This is a genomic window from Rossellomorea pakistanensis (assembly GCF_016908495.1).
In the GTDB taxonomy this organism is placed as follows: domain Bacteria; phylum Bacillota; class Bacilli; order Bacillales; family Bacillaceae_B; genus Rossellomorea; species Rossellomorea pakistanensis.
In genome coordinates this window covers 250908-269330 of record NZ_JAFBDZ010000001.1, presented here as the reverse complement: position 1 = coordinate 269330, position 18423 = coordinate 250908, and the positions used below count along the sequence as shown (strand labels likewise).

The following is an 18423-nucleotide window of genomic DNA, read 5'->3' as shown; positions in this document are numbered from 1 at the left end:
TTCCTTAAAATACGTTGGAGAAATGTTTTGATTGCACTTTCTGTAATCCAAGTTGAACAGATGTTTCCACATAGCCTATGATTTGCTGTAATGTAAAGACGTTCAAAGAAGCATCTTTATTTTTATGATCATAGTCTAGGTCTCCTAAAACATACGGGAGAAATTCTTTTAACTTTTTAACAGAAACTTCATCTGTTGGAATAATGGTAACTGGTTCCTGAAGCCTTGTCCGAAGCTGATCCTCACAACCATAGTGCTGGAGTAATTTAGCATTCAACAATTGAAAATCTTGATGATAAAGTGATAGTAGACAATCATCCTTCTCAAGGCGATTTTTAAGCCACGGTAAATAAAAGCCTGTCAACCATAGAGAATCAGCAATTAAATGTGTGTAATAACCGAGAACATATTGAAGATCTTGGTGACATTTATACTTTTCAAAAAATCCCTCATAATCTACCTTTCTTGAAAAATCCATCACATCTCCTGTATAAAAATGGGACAGATCTTTTGGCTGAACGGCATCAGGAGCTATTCCTCCGAGTAAAATCGATGTCTTTTTATCTAATTGAAGCTCATTCGAAATACGGTTTGCAATAATTAAATGCATGATTCGAGACCCCATGTCATCACCCCTATTCATAAAGTGTAACATGTTTAAGAAAAATTTGAATATTCAAAGGATTATTGTTTATATTTAATTAGGATAATATCCCCACATTTTTTCTACTCCTTGAAGTCTAAATGTAGAAGGGATCTTCTCTTTAGGAAATAGCAGAATCCTTTCTCCGAGTACTTTAGGAATAACGGCTTTTTGAATTTCATCAATCCATCTTTTTGAGAGGTGCGAGAAGAAAAGCGATAATTTCGATCACTACCAAAAAATTAAAAGTGGCGATATCCCGATAAGATACGCCACATATTACATTGGTTAGGTATAATTAAAAGTTTACATCCGTACAAATACAGCGCCGCCACCTCCACCCTTGACACACTTTGTATCTTCTTGATCATGAATGGACTGTAATAATTGATTATTCTGCGCGATTAACTGTGTAAGCTAACCCAATTGATTCTCATCATTTGAATTAAGTATCGATTATCAAATGATGCGGCATTATTTGAAGGGTTTGGATAAAACGAGTTACTTGAATGGCTATAGGTATTCTCATTTCCGTCGGTATTAGGATTATCATGATTTTGAAATTGATTTCCCTGCCCCATTCTTGGCATATTTTCTTGTATATGTGAAGCTTGACTTAGTTGTTTCGCTCGTACCCTGGAATCCTCCATATCGACCCCATAGCTCTTGTTCTTGGCGGTTATTATACCAACCCGGATGATAAGCTTTGTTAGAAATCATCCTTTAACCTCCTCTCATCATACATATAGCCTATTCATTCTTTCAACTTCACGGTACATTCATCAAAAAAATGAATGGTTTGCCTATAATTAATCTAATTTTATATTCTAGAAAAACTAATAAAGTTATAAAGATGAATCAATTTAATCCCTTAAATCACATTTGAAATTTCTTACAATTCACTTTAATCCTTCTCTAATCGCATTCTCTATCGAATGAATAAGGATTTTAAAATAGATTGGATTGTGTGGAACTAAATCACTCATATCTACTATCTTTGATATGAATTCTTGTTTATTATCCTTAACAATAAAGCCATCTACTTTGAAAGTGTTAACATTTTGATCAAATAGAAATTGCTTCAATTCATCCAAATTTGCTCTCATAATCCCGGAAACTTCTTTATCACGAAAACGAAAATCATCCCAATCAATTGATTTATTAAGCAAATAAACATGGCTATGCTCATTATCAATAAAATCATTCATCCTAATTTGATTTTTAATCACACCAAGATAGACTAATTCATCAAAGGTCACGGAAACTCCAATCTCCTCATCAATTTCCCTAACGCCATCTTCAATACTTTCATTTTCCAAAAGATGACCGGCTGCAGTGATATCAAGCATATTAGGGAAATCCTTTTTGTCATTACTACGAATCTGAAAATAAAGATAATGGACATCGTCTTCTTCAGCCACAATCCAGCACTGAAATGTCTCATGCCATAACCCTTTTTGATGGACTTCACTTCTTATTGCATTCCTTAAGTATTGATGTTTTTCGTCAAATACTTTTAACCACTCTTCCTTCATAGTCTACCTCCATAAATTTCAAACGACACTAATATTAACTTGATACAATAAATTTTACCAAAAAAATGAAATATAAAGTAAAATAAATGATGAATTGAGATTCTATTTTCTGGTCGACAACTTGCTTGAAGTATATTCTTCAAAGCGAAGGAGCATTGGGAGAACTAAATTTAGCAATTACAATCGTTGCTTATCATAAAAAAGAAGCATTACTATGAACTCGTAGATAATAAATAAACCTAGCACTTTCAATATGGAGACTCGTAGATTAAAATATAATAAATCTATGAAGAGCCTAGCTATTTCACTTGATTTCCTTTTAAAACATCACCCAAAGAAGTTTTGAAAATATTAAAAGTTGTATTGAATAAATGAAAGACACTTAATTTCTATTCCGGAGGTACGATATGATTAAAGCAGTAATTTTTGATTTTGATGGATTAATAATAGACACGGAATCATTATGGTTTGAAGTTTTTCGAGATATAACCCTTGAATATGGTGGAGAACTTACCTTGACAGACTATTCTTCGACTATTGGCACCACTTCTGAATCTTTATACCAACATATCGAAAAAATTACAAATGAAAAGTATAATCAAGATGAATTCGAAATGAAAACAAATGAACGGTACGACCTTAAAAAAGGAGAATTAATTCTACGAGAAGGAGTTTTAGATTACATCGAAACTGCATCAAATAATGGGTTGAAAATGGCTTTAGCGACTAGCTCCTCGAGAAAATGGGTAGAAGGGTTTTTGACCAAATTTAAATTGATTCAATACTTTGATGTTATTCGAACAAAAGATGATGTTAAAAAAGTAAAACCAGATCCAGAACTTTACCTGCAGGCCACCAAAGCATTGGGTGTTGACTCTAGTGAAGTCATCGTTTTTGAGGATTCTAAGAATGGCTTAACGGCAGCGCTTGCAGCAGGCTTGGCATGTGTTATGGTACCAAATGCTGTCACTCGGCATTTGGAGTTTGAAGGTCATGCATTTACCTTAAATTCAATGAGTGATATGAGTTTTGATCAAGTCATCGAACGATTAACAGTTTAATAGAAAAGCCCTCACAGGACATAAATCTTTGAGTTTTTTTGTGAGGGCTTTATATGAGACGATTAAGTAGATTCTATTAATAAAGCACCTAGCTGTATTTGGTTTCTTCTTATTTAATATGAGTTGGGACTGGTGCTTTCTCAACTCATATTAAAAATGTTTCGAGGTTCATTCAAAAGCTGTCTATTATTGTATTTTTTGCATCCACTGATCCATATAAATAACCTTGCCATTACTCTTAGGTTTATAGTTATATAGTAATACCCTCTTTGCTTCTAGCTGTCCTAATGCAATAACTTTTGATAATGATTTCGTTTCGAATCTTCCGATATCCTGCAGATCAATATCAATTAAAAGATCTGCATGTTCCTTAAGACATCGATCTGTATTTTTTTGACTGGCAATGTCAATATACCTGTTCAAATAAGAAAATATATTAGTCGGATGATGGCTATTTGATCCTTTCACTCGTACAGAAGTCACATTTTCCGCCCCCATTTCCCTCACAATGTCGGCGGGGTTATTGTTTAATATATATCCGTCCACTAATAATTTATTTCCGATTTCTACTGGCGAAAACACTCCAGGTATCGCAATGCTAGCCCGAATCGCAAGCGCTACTTCTCCTGAATCAATGACTACCATTTCTCCAGAAATAAGGTCAACACATATGACAGAAAATGGAATTTCCAAATCTGAAAAATGCTTCCCATCTGTCAATTTCCGCAAAGTATTATAGATACGATCTCCTTTTATCCAGCCTTTTCGATTGAAACCAATGTCAATATGGCGGCGAATGGATAAGTCATGAAGAACGCTTGTCATCTTTTCCGGACGCATCCCGCAAGCAAAAAGTCCGCCGACAACGGAACCTGCACTTGTTCCTGCAATATGTGTAATGTCAATATCATTGCTTAGTAATTCTTTTAGTACCCCTATGTGGGCAACTCCTCTAAGCGAGCCTCCTCCTAGTGAAACTCCTGTTCGTTTCAACTTCCTTGCCCCCTTTCCTTTTTATCTGGCCATACGGCTTTTTCCTGTTTCGAATTATTATTATAAAAAAGGATTATCATCAAAATCACTACCACTACAGCCCCATAAATATAAATGCTGTATGAGCTTAAAGAACGCTTCAATGCCTCGTAATTCCCATTAAAATAATCTCCTAGAATAATCATCACGTAAGACCATGGATATATCCCTATAAAGGTTAAGATCAAATATTTGTATATATTAACTCTGCTTATCCCAGCAACATAGGAAATATAATTGCCGATACCAAATGGTCTAGATAATGCAATGCTCCAAATCCCATACCGGTTAAAGTAAGCTATCGCTTTTTTTAATCCCTTTTTTAGCTTGTTAGGAAAATATCTTTCAAGCTTCATTCCAAAATAGTATGGGATGAGACTAGCAAGGCAATAGGAAATGCTCATTCCTATCGCTATTAAAGCAGAGTTCAAGTATCCGGGAGAGATGATATATCCGTATGAAAGCACAATAATCAAACCGGGAAAGGGTAAGGATGACCCTTCCAAAAACATTACTAGGAATAATCCGGGGAGACCAATAACATGGAGCCATTCCAAAAATTGTTGAACCATTGAATCTTCCTCCCCTTCTACCTATATTTGTGGATTATGCTTAAATAATCTCTTGGTCTAAACGGATAAAATCCCTTTTAAGTTCAGTTTTATCATCACGATCAATCAAACAACGAATAAATTTAGATATATCAGCAGCTTTCCCGGCCTTTATATCATTTAAGTAAGCGTATATCGATTCATTAAATTGATCTGTTAACAATTTATTTCTAAAGAAGCCAGTGATTTGATCTTCTAGTAGTTGCTGATCATTTAGTTCATTTACAAGCTTAAGTTCATTTAATATTTTCAAATTGATCTCCTCTTGTCCTGGTAGTGCTGAATGAATAAAAATGGGCAGCCCCTTCTTTAAGGCTTCACTAATTGTCACCCCGCCTGGCTTTGTAATGATGGCATCTGCCTTGCTATATAATTCATTCATTCTTTCCCTTGAGGAAATGTATGAAAGGGGATGGATATTCTTACAATTTAGCTTTTTTAATTTCTGATAAAGTTTTTTATTCTTGCCACATAAAACGAAATATTCTACTTCACTATCCTTATTCTGTTTCAATAGATCCGATATGTTTCCAAGTCCGATGCTTCCTCCTGAGATCAGTACATGGCAACTTGAGTTTTTCTTTTCTATATTCAAAACTTCATCGAAGTGTTCATCAGTGGGTATACCGGTTACAAATACTTGATCTTCACTGATTCCCTCCTTTTTCAATAATTCCATTTTTGTTGTTTTACTAGGGACAAAATGATAATCAACCCCTTCCCTTCCCCAAACATCGTTAATAAAGAAATCTGTATAAATATTGATAACAGGTATTTTGCATTGATTCTGCATCTTTAATCTGCTAAGAAAGTAAGATGGAAAAGCGTGTGTGCAAATGATAAGATCTGGAGTTTCTTCACAAATAATTCTCTTCATTTTCTTCAAGAATAAAAATTCATAGTATTTATAAGAGCGGTTTGAGCTCGATTTGTAAGCCATTTGTTTGTAAACCCAAGCATAGTTTCTAGGGAAATGATGGATCCACTTAAGATACGTTTTCGTAATAAAGCTCTCCATCATCGGATTCCACTCACTTAATAAATCAATTTTTTTACAAATAATTTCCGAATTCCTGCTTTTCAAGTAACCTGATATGGCATCCGCAACCTGATGATGTCCCGAAGGCATCCTTAAAAGGGGGAAAAACAATATTTTCTTCATTGACGAACATCCTTTTTTGTCATTTTTATGATCGTATATAAATATACAGAAAGATGTAGATCTGTTAATCTAGCTACAGCCATATTCTTGAATAAGACCTGAGGCTGAATTTACTATCTTTGCATCACTTCGTCAGAAATGATGATTATATTTTTGCATAGAAAATCAAGATCCTTCATCCTTTTTCTTCAATATTGATTTTGTCAAACTAAATTAAATTTGCTCTCATCCATTTCTACATAAATAAAACGGACTACCCTTCATATTTATCAAGATGTATACAAGCTATATTGATTCTTATATATAAATAGGAGATTTTAAACTTTAAGTTTATGTTTAATTGAAAACTCTTTGACCCTAAAATTTGTCAGTGATACTATTAAAGAATTGAAAGTATTTTTTACCATGAAAAACACTTGTAATACAATTAAAGGAAGTGCACGTATTGTCTAATTTATCGAATTCTTCAACTGACATTAGTCAAGACCACCTACTTGCAGACTGTGAGAATTGCTTCGGCTTATGCTGTGTTGCTTTGCCTTTCGCAGCTTCAGCAGACTTCGCATTTGACAAAGACGGAGGGAATCCATGCCCTAATTTACAATCTGATTTTCGCTGTGGTATCCATAAAGATCTCAGACAGAAAGGATTTCGAGGTTGTGCTGTTTATGAATGCTTTGGAGCGGGACAAAAGGTATCTCAAGTTACCTTTAGAGGGAATGACTGGAGAGATGAACCAGAAAGAGCAAAGCAAATGTTTGAGGTATTTCCAATCATGCAACAGCTTCATGAGATGCTCTGGTATCTGACTGAAGCGCTAACTTTGAAAGCGACACTTTCGATTCATAATGATCTGCGCGAAGCACTTAAAGAGACAGAACGGCTTACCCTTCTTAGTTCAGATGATCTTATGAAGCTGGACGTGCAGGCACATAGAACGGACATAAATGTTCTACTTTTACACACTAGTGAACTAGTACGTGCTGATTCACTTTTAAAGCATAAGAGTTCCAAAAAGCGGAAGAAAAACTTTGGTCGAGGCGGCGATCTCATTGGTGCTAATTTAAAAAAAGCGGACCTCAGAGGAGCCAATTTAAGAGGCGCATACCTTATTGCTGCTGACCTCAGAGAAGCCGATTTGCGAGATTCGGATCTTATCGGGGCTGATTTTCGAGATGCTGACCTTAGTGGTGCTGACCTTTCTGGAAGTATCTTTTTAACACAAGCTCAGATTAATTCAGCAAAGGGGGATATTCACACAAAGTTGCCTCCGCTACTTAAACATCCCCCACACTGGTTTGCTAATTGAGTTATTTCGGTCAAAAAAACATATAGGTTCTATATAACCAAATTACATTTGGTTATATAGACCATTTTAGACATCCTATAGCTCTCTAAATGAAGGTAAAATAATTCGATGTGTAAAAAGCACCTAATAAGCTGTCATGGTTCTCCACATGAAGGCTATATTTTTTTATCCTATTTTGTATACCATCTTCGCTGTTTTTTCCTATCAAATTGGGGTACGGAAACGATTCGAGGAATGAGGGGCGATCCTTTTTCACGTAATTTCAAAAGAAAGAGTGTGAACTCATCCGATCACACCCAAAAATGTTCCTAATAAATTTACTGTTTGCAATTTACATCAATATGTTTAAACGTTTTTACGTCAAACAATCCTCTATCTGTTAGCTTTAGTTCTGGGATAACGGGAAGAGCTAAAAACGATAAGGTTAAAAACGGATTGAATTCCATCGTACAACCGACTTTCTTTAATGCATTATTTAATTCCATTAACCTCTCATTTACGATTGATGATGGCTTATCTGACATTAGGCCTGCTATTGGCAATGGGAGAGAAGCCAATATTTCCCTGTTTTGAACGACTGCCAATCCGCCATTCATTTGTGCGGTTACTGTTACGGCTTTTATGATGTCATCATCTGTTGTTCCTGCTGCCACGATATTATGGGAATCATGGGAGACTGTTGAAGCTATTGCCCCGTTTTTTATCCCCAACCCATTTATGATTCCTACACCAATATTACCTGTGTTTCTATGTCTTTCTATTACGGCTAATTTCAAAAAGTCTTTTTCTGTGCTGATTTGGAAAAGGTCAGTCATTATATCAACTTTTTCAATCAGGTGTTTTGTCACAATGCTGTTTGGAATAATGCCAATTATGTTGGCCGTGCTATCATTGTTAAACTTGATTTGTAAGTGTTCGCTTGTAATCATGTTAAGCCTCATGCTGTCAATAATTGAAGGAGAAGGAGAAGTTGTTGACTTTGTCCTTGCAGCCATCTCTCCATTTTTGGCCACGAGGTTCCCACTTTTAAATACCAAATCAACTTGAACATTTTTAAGATCATCCATAATTAAAAAATCGGCTTCATATCCTGGAGCAATAGCCCCCTTATGTGTAAGGCCGAAGCATTCTGCTGCATTCAAAGTTGCCATTTGTATAGCGAGAATAGGGTCTAAACCTTCTTGAATGGCCGCCCGTACATTATGATCGATGCTGCCTTCACTGATGATGTCATCTAGATGTTTATCATCGGTTACAAACAGACAGCGGCGGGCATTTTTCTCATTGACAGCTTTTAAAAGGGTTGTTAAATCTCTTGCGGCCGAACCTTCCCGCAGCATGACGTACATTCCTTTACGCAGCCGATCTAATGCTTCTTCAGATGTTACGCATTCATGATCCGTACGGATGTCTGCAGCCATATAAATGTTAATACCGTCTGGATCGATTCCCGCGGCATGCCCATCTATCCTTTTTCCTTTTAACGAAGCAGACACAAGCTTGTTAAGCATTTTTTCTTCATTATGAAAAACAGCCGGGTAATCCATTACCTCCCCAAGACCTAGGACTCTTGGATGCGCATAAAACGATTCCAATTGTTCATAATTTAATACAGCTCCTGCGTTTTCAAAAGGTGTGGCAGGAACACAGGAGGGAAGCATAAAGAAAACATCTAGCGGAATTCCTTCAGAAGATTTGATCATGTATTCTAACCCTAAGCACCCGCTGACATTTGCAATTTCATGAGGATCTGCAATGACAGACGTTACCCCCTTCGGAAGAACTACATTTGCAAATTCTTCTGGTGTCACCATTGCAGACTCAATATGGACATGCCCGTCAATGAATCCAGGGGCTATGTATTTTCCTGAGACATCTATTGTTTCATAACCTTCATATCTTCCAATCCCAGCAAAATAGCCATCTGCAATAGCTAAATCTCCTTCCAAAATTTCATGAGTAAAAACATTAACGATTTTCCCGTTTTTTATAACAAGATCGGCAGGAGTTCTTTGAGCCGCCACATCAATTCTCTTTTTCAGCTGTTCAATTGTTTGCTTCAACAAGGACTCCTCCTTTTTTAAGAAATTGTATCATTAATGCTGACCGTAATAAAGTTAATGATGAAAGCAATACTGCTATAATTCAAAGGGTTCACAGCGGTTCGATAAATACATCCATTATGCCTCCGCAAATGCCTCCGTCTTCATAAAGCAATCCGCTTGTAAGGTCCACACGATGCTGAGCAGGAAGGTTTGATTGAATGACCTCAAAAGCTTTTTCAATTACCGCTGCTTCACCGCAGCCACCGCCGACCGTTCCTTCAATTTTTCCGCAATCAAAGATAATCATTCTGCTGCCTGCTTTACGGGGGGTAGAACCTTTTGTACGAATAATGGAGGCTAATGCTGCTTTTTCACCGCCATTCCTAACTTCAATCGCGCGTTTTATGAGTTGCAGCTGCTCCATTTTTAACCCCCTCTCGAAACCCAAGCTTGGCGTATTTTCTTACTTTTTCACTCAAGGAGTGACCGGATTTTTGATTTTTCACTTTTAAAATTTCTGCCATTATGCTGACGGCAATTTCAGATGGAGTCTGTGCCCCTATATCAAGTCCAACAGGGGTGTAAAGCTGGTCAAAACAATCATCAGGGAAGTCATGCTTCAGCTCTTCAAAAACGCCGGATATTCGCCTTCTGCTGCCGATCATCCCAATATAGGCTGGTTTTTCATTGCGATTTAATAGCTCTCTTAAACTCAAAACATCAAATTTATGTCCTCTTGTCAACAGAAGAATATAGGTTTTATCAGATAATTTGACCGTTTGAAAATATTCGAGATAGGACCTGCAAATAACCTGATCTGCAAGAGGGAAACGATCCCTGCTGGCAAATTCAGCCCGGTCATCCAGTACAGTGACAAAAAAGCCAATCATTCTTCCCATTTCTGCAACCGGTTCACAAACGTGGCCTGCACCGGCAATTATTAAGTGAATGGGAGCAGGGAAATATTCTGCAAAACACTCAATTGATACCTCGTTCCACTGCAAATGTATAGTGCTGGACCGATTTTTTTTTATTAGCTTTTCGCACTTTTCAACTAAACTTTTGATTAAATCTAACGAAATAGGGTCTTCCGTATAAAAATCTCCATCTGGCCATAATAGAGCTTTGGCGCCAATTAAGTGCTTTTCAGGGTGGCTGGTAATCGTTAATAAGAATGTATTTTTTCGTTCATTAAGTGCTTCAGTAAGTTTTTCATACATACTCTCATTCATCATTTCGAATCACCTTGCAGATTGGACATTTTTATTTTTTAGTGCTTTTAATGCATTAAACACTCTTTCTGGTGTTGCAGGAAGATGCTTGACCCTTGCGCCTGTTGCATCATAAATAGCAGACATGATAGCTGGAATAATCGGGATCATGACAACTTCTCCAATACCCTTTGCACCAAATGGCCCAGAATGTTCAGCTTCCTCGACTGGAAATGTTTCAATTAGTGGAGTTTCTCGAATGGTAGGGATAATATAGTCTGTGAAGTTTCGTGTTTTATGATAGCCTTCTTCAATTAATACGTCTTCGAACAAGGTGTAGCCAATACCCATAACAGCTCCTCCTTCTGCCTGGCCCTCTAGTCCCTGTGGGTTGATCACCTTGCCGGCATCAGGAATAGATACAACTCGAAGAACGTCTGTTTCTCCTGTTAATGTATCAACCTCTACCATCACAACATGTGTCAGATAGCCGTATATATGATGAGGTGCTCCGCCTGAACCTTCAATTTCTTCCTTTTCTTTTGGAAGGAAGAAGTGACCTTCAACTCGAGTTTGTTTCCTTTTTTGATAGAGGTAATCAAATATAGACTTATATGTTAGAGACGATCCGTTTGCTGCTATGCTATTAGGATTAACTTCTACCTTTGATGCAGGAACCAAAAGCATTTCTGCGGCAGTTTCCGTAAGTAGTTTAATCATATTTGGTGCTGCAGCAGCAACCGCTCTGCCTCCTGTATAGGTAGAACGGGATGCGGTCACAGTACCTCCGTCAATCGTCTTGGATGTGTCGCCTTGAACCACTTTGATTTGGCTTATATCACATTTAAGGATTTCAGCGGCTACTTGCGCATAGACTGTTCCATTTCCTCCGCCGATTTCTTCACAGCCAACTGCAACAAGGAATTTTCCGTCAGGCAAAAGTTCTATGGTTGCTGCGCCATAATCAGGCAATCCTATTCCCATGCCAATTCCATGAAATGAAGTAGCGAGGGCGACTCCTCTTTTTTTCCAAGGTTCACTGACATCAGCTTTGTATTTTTCCTTGTTTTTCCATAGATCACAATTTTCTGCGGTATCAAGGGTTTTAAAAGTACCTACGCTCGTTTTTACGATATGTCCTATACTTGAAGTTTCTCCTTGGTGATAGACGTTTTTCTTGCGAATTTCGATAGGGTCTATACAGAGCCTCTCCGCAATCATATCTAAATGAGTTTCAATGCCCATACAGACTTGATTGACTCCAAATCCTCTAAAAGCTCCTGCTATCCCATTATTCGTATATACACAAAACCCTTCCAGGTTTATATTTGGGATTTTATAAGGACCGCATGAATGTTCAATTGCAAGGGCAATAACGGCTCCGCCAAGCGATGCATAAGCTCCTGTATCAGCAACAGCCCTAACTTCGTTCGCTAATAAAGTGCCATCTTTTTTCGCAGCTGTTTTCATATAAACCTTGAAAGGATGTCGTTTTATCCCAGCAATGACCGATTCTTCACGGCTGTAATGAATTTTTACAGGACGGCCATTCGTATGCATAGCTAGAAGTGCGAGGTATATCTGGACTGTTATTTCATCCTTTCCGCCAAAAGCTCCTCCAATTGGACTGGAAATGACTCGGATCCGCTCAGGATTGTATGCGAGCGCACGTGCGATTTGCATCCTGTCGCGATAGGCATATTGGCCAGGACAGCGAATGGTGATGTAGCCGTCTTCATCCATTACACCCCAGCCACCCTCTGTTTCAATAAAAGCATGCATTTGACGGGGGGAGTAATAGGTGTTTTCAACGATAATATCTGCTTTCTGAAAGGCTTGGTCAACCTCACCATTTTTGATTTTTACATGGCTGTGGATATTTCCGTCAGGGTGGAGGTTAAGAGTTGTTGGTGACATGGCCTGTTCAGCATCTGAAATCACTTCGAGCAGCTCATAGTCAACCTCGATTAATTCAAGTGCCTGTTCTGCAATTTCCTGGGTTTCTGCCGCAACCAAAGCAATCGCATCAGCCGTACACCGGACGACTTTAGAGCATAGTACCGGCTGATCGGGAATAACGATGCCAAAGCCGTTAAATCCAGGGATGGCTTGATGGGTAAGCACAGTTACAACACCTGGCAGCTGTTCAGCCTTTTTTGTATTGATTGATTTTATCTTGGCATGAGGGTATTTTGCACGAAGAACTTTTCCCCATAGCATATTGTCGAATTGGTAATCGGTCATGTATTTTAATTCACCTGTCACCTTTTCGGGTCCATCAATTCGTTTGACTCTTTTCCCTACCCAATTTAAGGCTTCTATATTATTTTTCTCCATCGTTTTCCCACCTCCTTAAAAGTCGATATAATCCCCGTTCAAGTAGCGAGCTTGCCATATCTCTTCGGTATGCGGCAGTTGCTCTTCCATCCGTTATCGGCATTACCTCTTTCCAGGCGATTTTTCCGATATTTTGAATCATTTCATCTGTCAAAGGCTGCTGTGTCAGTAATGCCTCACATTTTTTCGCCCTGATAATGGTGGGTGCTACGGCCCCAAAGGCAATTTTTCCGCCCAAGCATTTGCGATCCTTCCCCATTAAAAGCGAAATAGCTACATTCACGATCGAAATAGATTGTGCTTTTCTTGGACCAAGCTTTTGAAAAATACCGATTTCATTTGCTTTTTGGGGTGGGATCATAATGTTTGTAATCATTTCGTTTGTCTTTAAAATGGTTTTTCCTGGGCCTATAAAGAATTCTTCGATTGGTATCTGACGTACAGAAGTCATGGAGCGCAGCTCAATGACTGCACCGAGTACATAAAGTGCTGGGATGGTGTCCCCGGCAGGTGAAGCCGTCCCGATATTCCCCCCAATAGTTCCCATATTTTGCATTTGAGTTGCGCCAACTTCACGGGCAGCCTCTACTAATACATCGGCTTTCTTTTGAAGCAGGGTGTGGCGAATGATATCAGTATGTGTTGTTAATGGTCCGATGTGAATGACTCCGTTCTTTTCTGAAATGTAACGCAACTCATGTAATCCTTTGATGTTTATCCAAACTTCTGGACGCCATTTTCCTTCCTTCATCCTCACTGCTGCATCAGTCCCGCCCGCTATCACTCTATGGTCATTACTATTATCGGATAGCAGCTTTAAGCATTCTTGTAAAGAGACAGGGGAGACGAGGTCAATTTCAGAGATTAGCATGGTCAATGGTCCTCCTTCATTTGTTGTTTTAAAGCCATTTGATAATCATCAGGGGTGTTAAGATTAAGTAGAATTGCAGGATTGTTTACAGATACTTCTATGACAGTATCTTTATATTTTTGAAAAATCCTCCTAAGCCCCATTGTTTCTTCATTAATGGTGAGCAGATCATTGTATAATGAACCGGAAAAAAGAATGGGATGGCCTCTTTTACCGAGGAAAACAGGCACTGCAATAAGGTGATCACTGCCTGCAAATGTTTCAGAAAGACTATAAATGGTATCAGTGTCTAAAGGCTGATCTAATGCTGCTATTAAAATATTATTTTTTGGATTTTTCATAGCTTGAAGCCCAGATAGGATTGAAGAGCATTTCCCGAGTGAATATTTTTTATTAAACTCCATCCTTACAGGAAAATTTTTTGCTAGTTTCATAAAATGTTCTGCCTGATACCCAACTACGACAATGATTTCTTCCACGGGTGATTTTTCTAGTGTCATTAACTGGTGCTCAAATAATGTTACTCTCTTCCAAGGAAGGAGACCTTTTAATTTGCCCATACGGCTTGACTGTCCGGCTGCAAGAAGAATAGCTGTCACACCCATTAACTCTATACAGTTCCTTGCTCTTTAAGATTCTTTTCCGCTGCTGTTTTTACAGCCTGAATGATTTTCGAATATCCAGTACATCGGCAAAGGTTCCCGCCAAGGGCATTCTTAATTTCATTAACAGAAGGAACATAATCTACATCATTGAGAAAGGCCTTTACGGATACGATGATACCTGGAGTACAGTAGCCGCATTGTGTTGCGCCTTCTTCAATAAATGACTCCTGTATATGATCCAGGTTAGGAGTTAATCCGACCCCTTCACAAGTCAAAACATTCTGATTTTCCACCTGCCCAACAAGAATCAGACACGAACAAACCACATCATGATTAATAAGGACAGAACACGATCCGCATTCACCTTTACCGCAGCACTCTTTACTTGCTGTCAAATCCAAATCTTCTCTTAGAACATCCAACAGTGTTTTAGCAGGATGGCTAGTAATAGAGCAGGGAGCACCATTAACAGTAAAATGAATTTTTCTCATCATAGAAATCCTCCAATATGCACAAAGATAAATAATTTTCCTATTCTTAATAACTGTATTCGAGCTTCTCTCCCTGATGCTACAGAGATTCTTTTCGTTAATTGATTCTCCTCACGCAGATTAGTAATGTTTTTTATCTTTTGATTTCTCCCATGTTTTAAACGGTAAATCATATTGATTTGGAGAAATTTGTTTCATAGTAATATTACGCTGATTAATGGGAAGGGAAAGCTGTTCATAAATAAACTGATCGTCGAAACCTATTTTCGCCGCATCTTCCTTCGTACATGCATAATAAACAGCTTTTGGTCTCGCCCAATAGATTGCTCCAATACACATCGGACAAGGTTCACAGCTCGTATAGATCTCACAATCGATTAGCTGGAAGTCGTTTAAATATTGGCAAGCTGCTCTTATCGCCTGCACCTCAGCATGTGCAGTTGGATCATTTGCTGTTGTTACAACATTTCGGCCAGTACCAATTATTTTACCGTCTTTAACAACAATGGCTCCGAACGGTCCACCTTGGTTGGACATGACATTATCGAAAGCCACTTTAATTGCTTTTTCCATAAAAGAGAAACCTTCCATACAACCACTCCTCGGTTCATATCATCCATTTATGCTTGTTTATAAATACGAATAAGTAAATAGAAGTATTACACAAAGTAGGTTTAATCGTTTTGCCGTGAAAGCCAAAATAAATGAAATTTTCGAATTTTGCCCAGTACCAGCATAGCTGGGGCAAGTAGTTGAAATATTGGGTAGACTTATATATGGAATTGTTTTATTGATGCAGATGTTCATTGTAATTAGGACTCACATGGTAATTTAAAAGGGATATATTAGGAGTTTAGTTGCTGGTTTTCCCCATAATGCTCCTTTACGAATAGATAAAGGTTATCGTACTTTCTTGTCGGTTAAACAGTAACTTCCCAATAGCCGAGAATATTTCTACTGTGAATACTATTATTCCAAGTTCTACCAAATTCTTAAAACCCCTGCCCATTTTCCATAAAATGAACCAATTGTTTATCAAACAAAAGTATGTTTTTATTAATCCACAAATTCTTCTTTTTATTGACTTTACTATATATTTTCCAGATTGTTCTCCCAACCAGCGAATCGTTACCGCACCCCGTTATCAATAAAAAAATACTCGTTGCAAAAAAGTTATAATGTATGTTATCTTTTATGTAACCGGTTACAGAAACATAAAAATAAAGGTGATTACTTTGACAACAATACGTGACGTAGCTAAAGAAGCAGGCGTTTCTGTTGCTACAGTTTCCCGTGTCCTAAATGAAACGGGATATGTACATGAAGATACTCGAAAAAAAGTGCAAAATGCTATCCAAATTCTTAATTATAGTCCTAATGAAGTCGCACGCTCACTATACAAACGAGAATCGCGGCTGATTGGTTTATTACTCCCGGATATCACGAACCCCTTCTTCCCCTTACTTGCGCGAGGAATTGAAGACGAAATCCACAGGCAAGGGTTTCGAGTGATATTTGGTAATAGTGATGAAGACCTTCAAAAGGAAATGGACTATATCTCAACCTTTATTCAAAATAACGTCGTTGGAATTATTTCAGCGACAAATAATCCGGATAATTCTAATTATCAAAATTTAGAAATCCCTGTTGTCTTTCTAGACCGAACATCAAATAACTACCCATCCGTTTATGCAGACGGAAAAATCGGTGGTAGGATAGCGGCAGAAGAAATCATTCAAAGAGGTAGTAGGAACATTACTTTATTAAAAGGCCCAACCCATGTTCGACCTGCCCAAGAACGTTTTCAAGGTTCTCTTCAGGCTCTAAGTGAAAGCGATGTTGATTTTCAAGTAATCAATACTTCCTCCTTTTCATTTGAAGAAGCAAAAAAATGGTCTAAAGAACTGTTTCAAAAATATCCTGATACTGATGGGGTCATTGCAAGTAATGATATTGTCGCTACGGCAGTCTTACATGAAGCACTGCGAATCGGTAAGAAAATTCCTGATGACGTCCAAATCATTGGATTTGATGATATCCCGCAAAGCAGTCTCCTCTTCCCTGCTCTATCAACAATAAAGCAGCCCGCATATGATATGGGGATGGAAGCTGCAATGCTTTTAACGAAATTAGTTAGAAAACAACATGTTGAAATAAAGACGATTAAAATGGACGTTACATTTATGGAACGTCAAACAACAAGAAAGGTGAAGGCTCATGGCTAAAATCTCAGTAATAGGAAGCTCCTCAATGGACTTGGTAGTTTCAGCAAAAATACGTCCCCTTGCAGGTGAAACAGTATTGGGAGAATCCTTCAAAACCGTCCCGGGAGGAAAAGGAGCTAACCAAGCAGTAGCAGCAGCAAGACTCGGAGCTGAAGTATCAATGATTGGTTGTGTCGGTGACGATCATTATGGAAAAGAAATCATGAAAAACTTTCAACAAAACGGTGTTAATATCGATCATGTGGAACCGGTTACAGGTGTTAAGAGTGGAACGGCTCATATTATTTTAGCTGAAGGTGATAATAGCATCATTGTTGTAAAAGGAGCCAATGACTATGTGACCCCTTCCTTTGTAAAAAAAGCTGAAAAGATTATTGCCCTATCAGATATTGTCCTTATTCAACAGGAAATTCCAGAAGAAACGGTAGAATTTGTTGGACAAATTTGTCAAAAATTTGATATACCTCTTCTTTTAAATCCTGCACCTGCACGTGAAATTTCAAAAAAGGTTGTGGAGGCTGCATCATTTATTACACCTAATGAACATGAAGCATCTATTCTGTTTAAGGATTTATCCCAAAAAGAGATACTAAAAAAGTTTCCAAATAAACTTTTTATTACCGAAGGAAAAGCTGGAGTTCGATACTTTGATGGGAACCAAGAGCGCCTAGTACTCTCCTATCCTGTTCAAGTGGTTGATACTACTGGTGCCGGTGATACATTTAATGCCGCTTTTGCTGTAGCACTTGCAGAAGGGATGAATCTTGAACAAGGACTGCGATTCGCAAACCGTGCCGCCTCCCTTTCCGTAACAAAGTTTGGCGCTCAAGGTGGGATGCCTACGAGAGCGGAAGTAGAAAGGAGTGTGTAGCCAATGAAAAAACATGGCATGTTGAACAGCCATATTAGCAAGGTACTTACGGATTTAGGTCACACCGATACCATTGTAATTGGAGATGCAGGGTTACCTGTGCCAGTTGGATTTCCTAAAATTGATCTAAGCGTTTCTTTAGGTCTCCCCTCTTTTCAAGATGTTTTGAAAGCAGTTACGGATGATATGATTGTCGAAAAAGTAACACTTGCAAATGAAATACAAACGAATAATCCAGAAACGCATTTATTTCTTAAAATCCATTTTAAAAATCAGTCACTTGACTATATAAGTCATGAAATGTTTAAAGAGCAAATCAAAAAGGCAAAAGTGATGATTCGGACCGGTGAAGCTACCCCCTACTCTAATTGTATTCTTCATGCAGGAGTAATCTTCTAGAAAGAGGTGAAGTTT

Annotated in this window: 19 protein-coding genes; 5 read left to right on the top strand and 14 right to left on the bottom strand. The window is 38.0% G+C overall.

Annotated elements, in window-relative coordinates; genetic code table 11:
- Positions 1-4: 4 nt before the first annotated feature.
- The 3 genes from JOC86_RS01375 to JOC86_RS01365 form a co-directional block, all read right to left on the bottom strand.
- Positions 5-625 (bottom strand): zinc dependent phospholipase C family protein, encoded by a 621-nt coding sequence (locus tag JOC86_RS01375; protein WP_205167990.1) that lies wholly within the window; start codon positions 623-625, stop codon positions 5-7.
- Positions 626-1192: 567 nt separating this feature from the next.
- A complete protein-coding gene (locus JOC86_RS01370) occupies positions 1193-1363 on the bottom strand; it encodes a hypothetical protein (RefSeq protein WP_205167989.1) in 171 nt (56 codons plus the stop codon).
- A gap of 179 nt (positions 1364-1542) precedes the next feature.
- A complete protein-coding gene (locus JOC86_RS01365) occupies positions 1543-2178 on the bottom strand; it encodes an NUDIX hydrolase (RefSeq protein ID WP_205167988.1) in 636 nt (211 codons plus the stop codon).
- A 410-nt stretch (positions 2179-2588) separates the two neighbouring features.
- Here JOC86_RS01365 and JOC86_RS01360 point away from each other — a divergent pair, with 410 nt between their 5' ends.
- On the top strand, positions 2589-3239 hold the full coding sequence (locus tag JOC86_RS01360) for an HAD family hydrolase (protein WP_205169924.1): 651 nt from the start codon (positions 2589-2591) through the stop codon (positions 3237-3239).
- A 186-nt stretch (positions 3240-3425) separates the two neighbouring features.
- On the opposite strand, the gene JOC86_RS01355 is transcribed toward JOC86_RS01360, so the two are convergent.
- Genes JOC86_RS01355 through JOC86_RS01345 form a run of 3 tightly spaced genes read right to left on the bottom strand, consistent with a single transcriptional unit; the run spans position 3426 to position 6044 of the window.
- Positions 3426-4232: a patatin-like phospholipase family protein gene (locus tag JOC86_RS01355; RefSeq protein ID WP_205167987.1), complete on the bottom strand. Its 807-nt coding sequence runs from the start codon at positions 4230-4232 to the stop codon at positions 3426-3428.
- Positions 4229-4843 (bottom strand): DedA family protein, encoded by a 615-nt coding sequence (locus tag JOC86_RS01350; protein WP_205167986.1) that lies wholly within the window; start codon positions 4841-4843, stop codon positions 4229-4231. The genes JOC86_RS01355 and JOC86_RS01350 overlap by 4 nt, the downstream gene beginning before the upstream one ends.
- 40 nt (positions 4844-4883) lie before the next feature.
- The gene (locus JOC86_RS01345; RefSeq protein WP_205167985.1) at positions 4884-6044 is read right to left on the bottom strand and encodes an MGDG synthase family glycosyltransferase; all 1161 of its coding nucleotides are present in this window, start codon (positions 6042-6044) and stop codon (positions 4884-4886) included.
- A gap of 445 nt (positions 6045-6489) precedes the next feature.
- Here JOC86_RS01345 and JOC86_RS01340 point away from each other — a divergent pair, with 445 nt between their 5' ends.
- Positions 6490-7353, top strand: a complete 864-nt coding sequence (locus tag JOC86_RS01340; protein WP_239587337.1) for a pentapeptide repeat-containing protein — start codon at positions 6490-6492, stop codon at positions 7351-7353.
- 317 nt (positions 7354-7670) lie between these two features.
- Here JOC86_RS01340 and ade read toward each other — a convergent pair whose 3' ends face one another.
- From ade to JOC86_RS01300, 8 genes are all read right to left on the bottom strand, one after another.
- A complete protein-coding gene (gene ade, locus JOC86_RS01335; RefSeq protein ID WP_205167983.1) occupies positions 7671-9416 on the bottom strand; it encodes an adenine deaminase in 1746 nt (581 codons plus the stop codon).
- Between the two features lie 91 nt (positions 9417-9507).
- A complete protein-coding gene (locus JOC86_RS01330; protein ID WP_205167982.1) occupies positions 9508-9822 on the bottom strand; it encodes an XdhC family protein in 315 nt (104 codons plus the stop codon).
- Positions 9788-10630 carry an XdhC family protein gene (locus JOC86_RS01325; protein WP_239587336.1) on the bottom strand — a complete coding sequence of 281 codons (843 nt, stop codon included), beginning with the start codon at positions 10628-10630 and terminating at the stop codon, positions 9788-9790. The genes JOC86_RS01330 and JOC86_RS01325 overlap by 35 nt, the downstream gene beginning before the upstream one ends.
- Before the next feature lie 9 nt (positions 10631-10639).
- A complete protein-coding gene (locus tag JOC86_RS01320; RefSeq protein ID WP_205167981.1) occupies positions 10640-12946 on the bottom strand; it encodes a xanthine dehydrogenase family protein molybdopterin-binding subunit in 2307 nt (768 codons plus the stop codon).
- On the bottom strand, positions 12933-13817 hold the full coding sequence (locus JOC86_RS01315; RefSeq protein WP_205167980.1) for an FAD binding domain-containing protein: 885 nt from the start codon (positions 13815-13817) through the stop codon (positions 12933-12935). Before JOC86_RS01315 ends, JOC86_RS01320 begins: the two co-directional genes overlap by 14 nt.
- Positions 13818-13819: 2 nt before the next feature.
- Complete coding sequence (locus JOC86_RS01310; RefSeq protein ID WP_205167979.1) at positions 13820-14422, bottom strand: nucleotidyltransferase family protein; 603 nt, start codon at positions 14420-14422, stop codon at positions 13820-13822.
- Positions 14423-14427: 5 nt separating this feature from the next.
- Positions 14428-14913: a (2Fe-2S)-binding protein gene (locus JOC86_RS01305; RefSeq protein WP_205167978.1), complete on the bottom strand. Its 486-nt coding sequence runs from the start codon at positions 14911-14913 to the stop codon at positions 14428-14430.
- A gap of 120 nt (positions 14914-15033) precedes the next feature.
- Complete coding sequence (locus JOC86_RS01300; RefSeq protein WP_419095993.1) at positions 15034-15486, bottom strand: nucleoside deaminase; 453 nt, start codon at positions 15484-15486, stop codon at positions 15034-15036.
- 662 nt (positions 15487-16148) lie between these two features.
- On the opposite strand from JOC86_RS01300, the gene JOC86_RS01295 reads away from it, so the two are divergent.
- From JOC86_RS01295 to rbsD, 3 genes are read left to right on the top strand one after another with little or no spacing between them, the layout of a single operon-like run.
- Positions 16149-17138: a LacI family DNA-binding transcriptional regulator gene (locus JOC86_RS01295; protein WP_205167976.1), complete on the top strand. Its 990-nt coding sequence runs from the start codon at positions 16149-16151 to the stop codon at positions 17136-17138.
- Positions 17131-18009, top strand: coding sequence for a ribokinase (rbsK, locus tag JOC86_RS01290; protein ID WP_205167975.1), 879 nt, complete (start codon positions 17131-17133; stop codon positions 18007-18009). Before JOC86_RS01295 ends, rbsK begins: the two co-directional genes overlap by 8 nt.
- 3 nt (positions 18010-18012) lie before the next feature.
- The gene (gene rbsD / locus JOC86_RS01285) at positions 18013-18408 is read left to right on the top strand and encodes a D-ribose pyranase (protein WP_205167974.1); all 396 of its coding nucleotides are present in this window, start codon (positions 18013-18015) and stop codon (positions 18406-18408) included.
- The last annotated feature ends 15 nt before the right edge of the window (positions 18409-18423 follow it).

Bases quoted from the DNA above. Each gene is read 5' to 3' on its own strand.
- JOC86_RS01350 (WP_205167986.1), bottom strand. From the start codon at position 4,843: ATGGTTCAACAATTTTTGGAATGGCTCCATGTTATTGGTCTCCCCGGA.
- JOC86_RS01330 (WP_205167982.1), bottom strand. From the start codon at position 9,822: ATGGAGCAGCTGCAACTCATAAAACGCGCGATTGAAGTTAGGAATGGC.
- JOC86_RS01305 (WP_205167978.1), bottom strand. From the start codon at position 14,913: ATGAGAAAAATTCATTTTACTGTTAATGGTGCTCCCTGCTCTATTACT.
- JOC86_RS01320 (WP_205167981.1), bottom strand. From the start codon at position 12,946: ATGGAGAAAAATAATATAGAAGCCTTAAATTGGGTAGGGAAAAGAGTC.
- JOC86_RS01345 (WP_205167985.1), bottom strand. From the start codon at position 6,044: ATGAAGAAAATATTGTTTTTCCCCCTTTTAAGGATGCCTTCGGGACAT.
- JOC86_RS01365 (WP_205167988.1), bottom strand. From the start codon at position 2,178: ATGAAGGAAGAGTGGTTAAAAGTATTTGACGAAAAACATCAATACTTA.
- JOC86_RS01375 (WP_205167990.1), bottom strand. From the start codon at position 625: ATGGGGTCTCGAATCATGCATTTAATTATTGCAAACCGTATTTCGAAT.
- JOC86_RS01310 (WP_205167979.1), bottom strand. From the start codon at position 14,422: ATGGGTGTGACAGCTATTCTTCTTGCAGCCGGACAGTCAAGCCGTATG.
- JOC86_RS01300 (WP_419095993.1), bottom strand. From the start codon at position 15,486: ATGGAAAAAGCAATTAAAGTGGCTTTCGATAATGTCATGTCCAACCAA.
- rbsK (WP_205167975.1), top strand. From the start codon at position 17,131: ATGGCTAAAATCTCAGTAATAGGAAGCTCCTCAATGGACTTGGTAGTT.
- rbsD (WP_205167974.1), top strand. From the start codon at position 18,013: ATGAAAAAACATGGCATGTTGAACAGCCATATTAGCAAGGTACTTACG.
- JOC86_RS01370 (WP_205167989.1), bottom strand. From the start codon at position 1,363: ATGATTTCTAACAAAGCTTATCATCCGGGTTGGTATAATAACCGCCAA.
- JOC86_RS01325 (WP_239587336.1), bottom strand. From the start codon at position 10,630: ATGAATGAGAGTATGTATGAAAAACTTACTGAAGCACTTAATGAACGA.
- JOC86_RS01315 (WP_205167980.1), bottom strand. From the start codon at position 13,817: ATGCTAATCTCTGAAATTGACCTCGTCTCCCCTGTCTCTTTACAAGAA.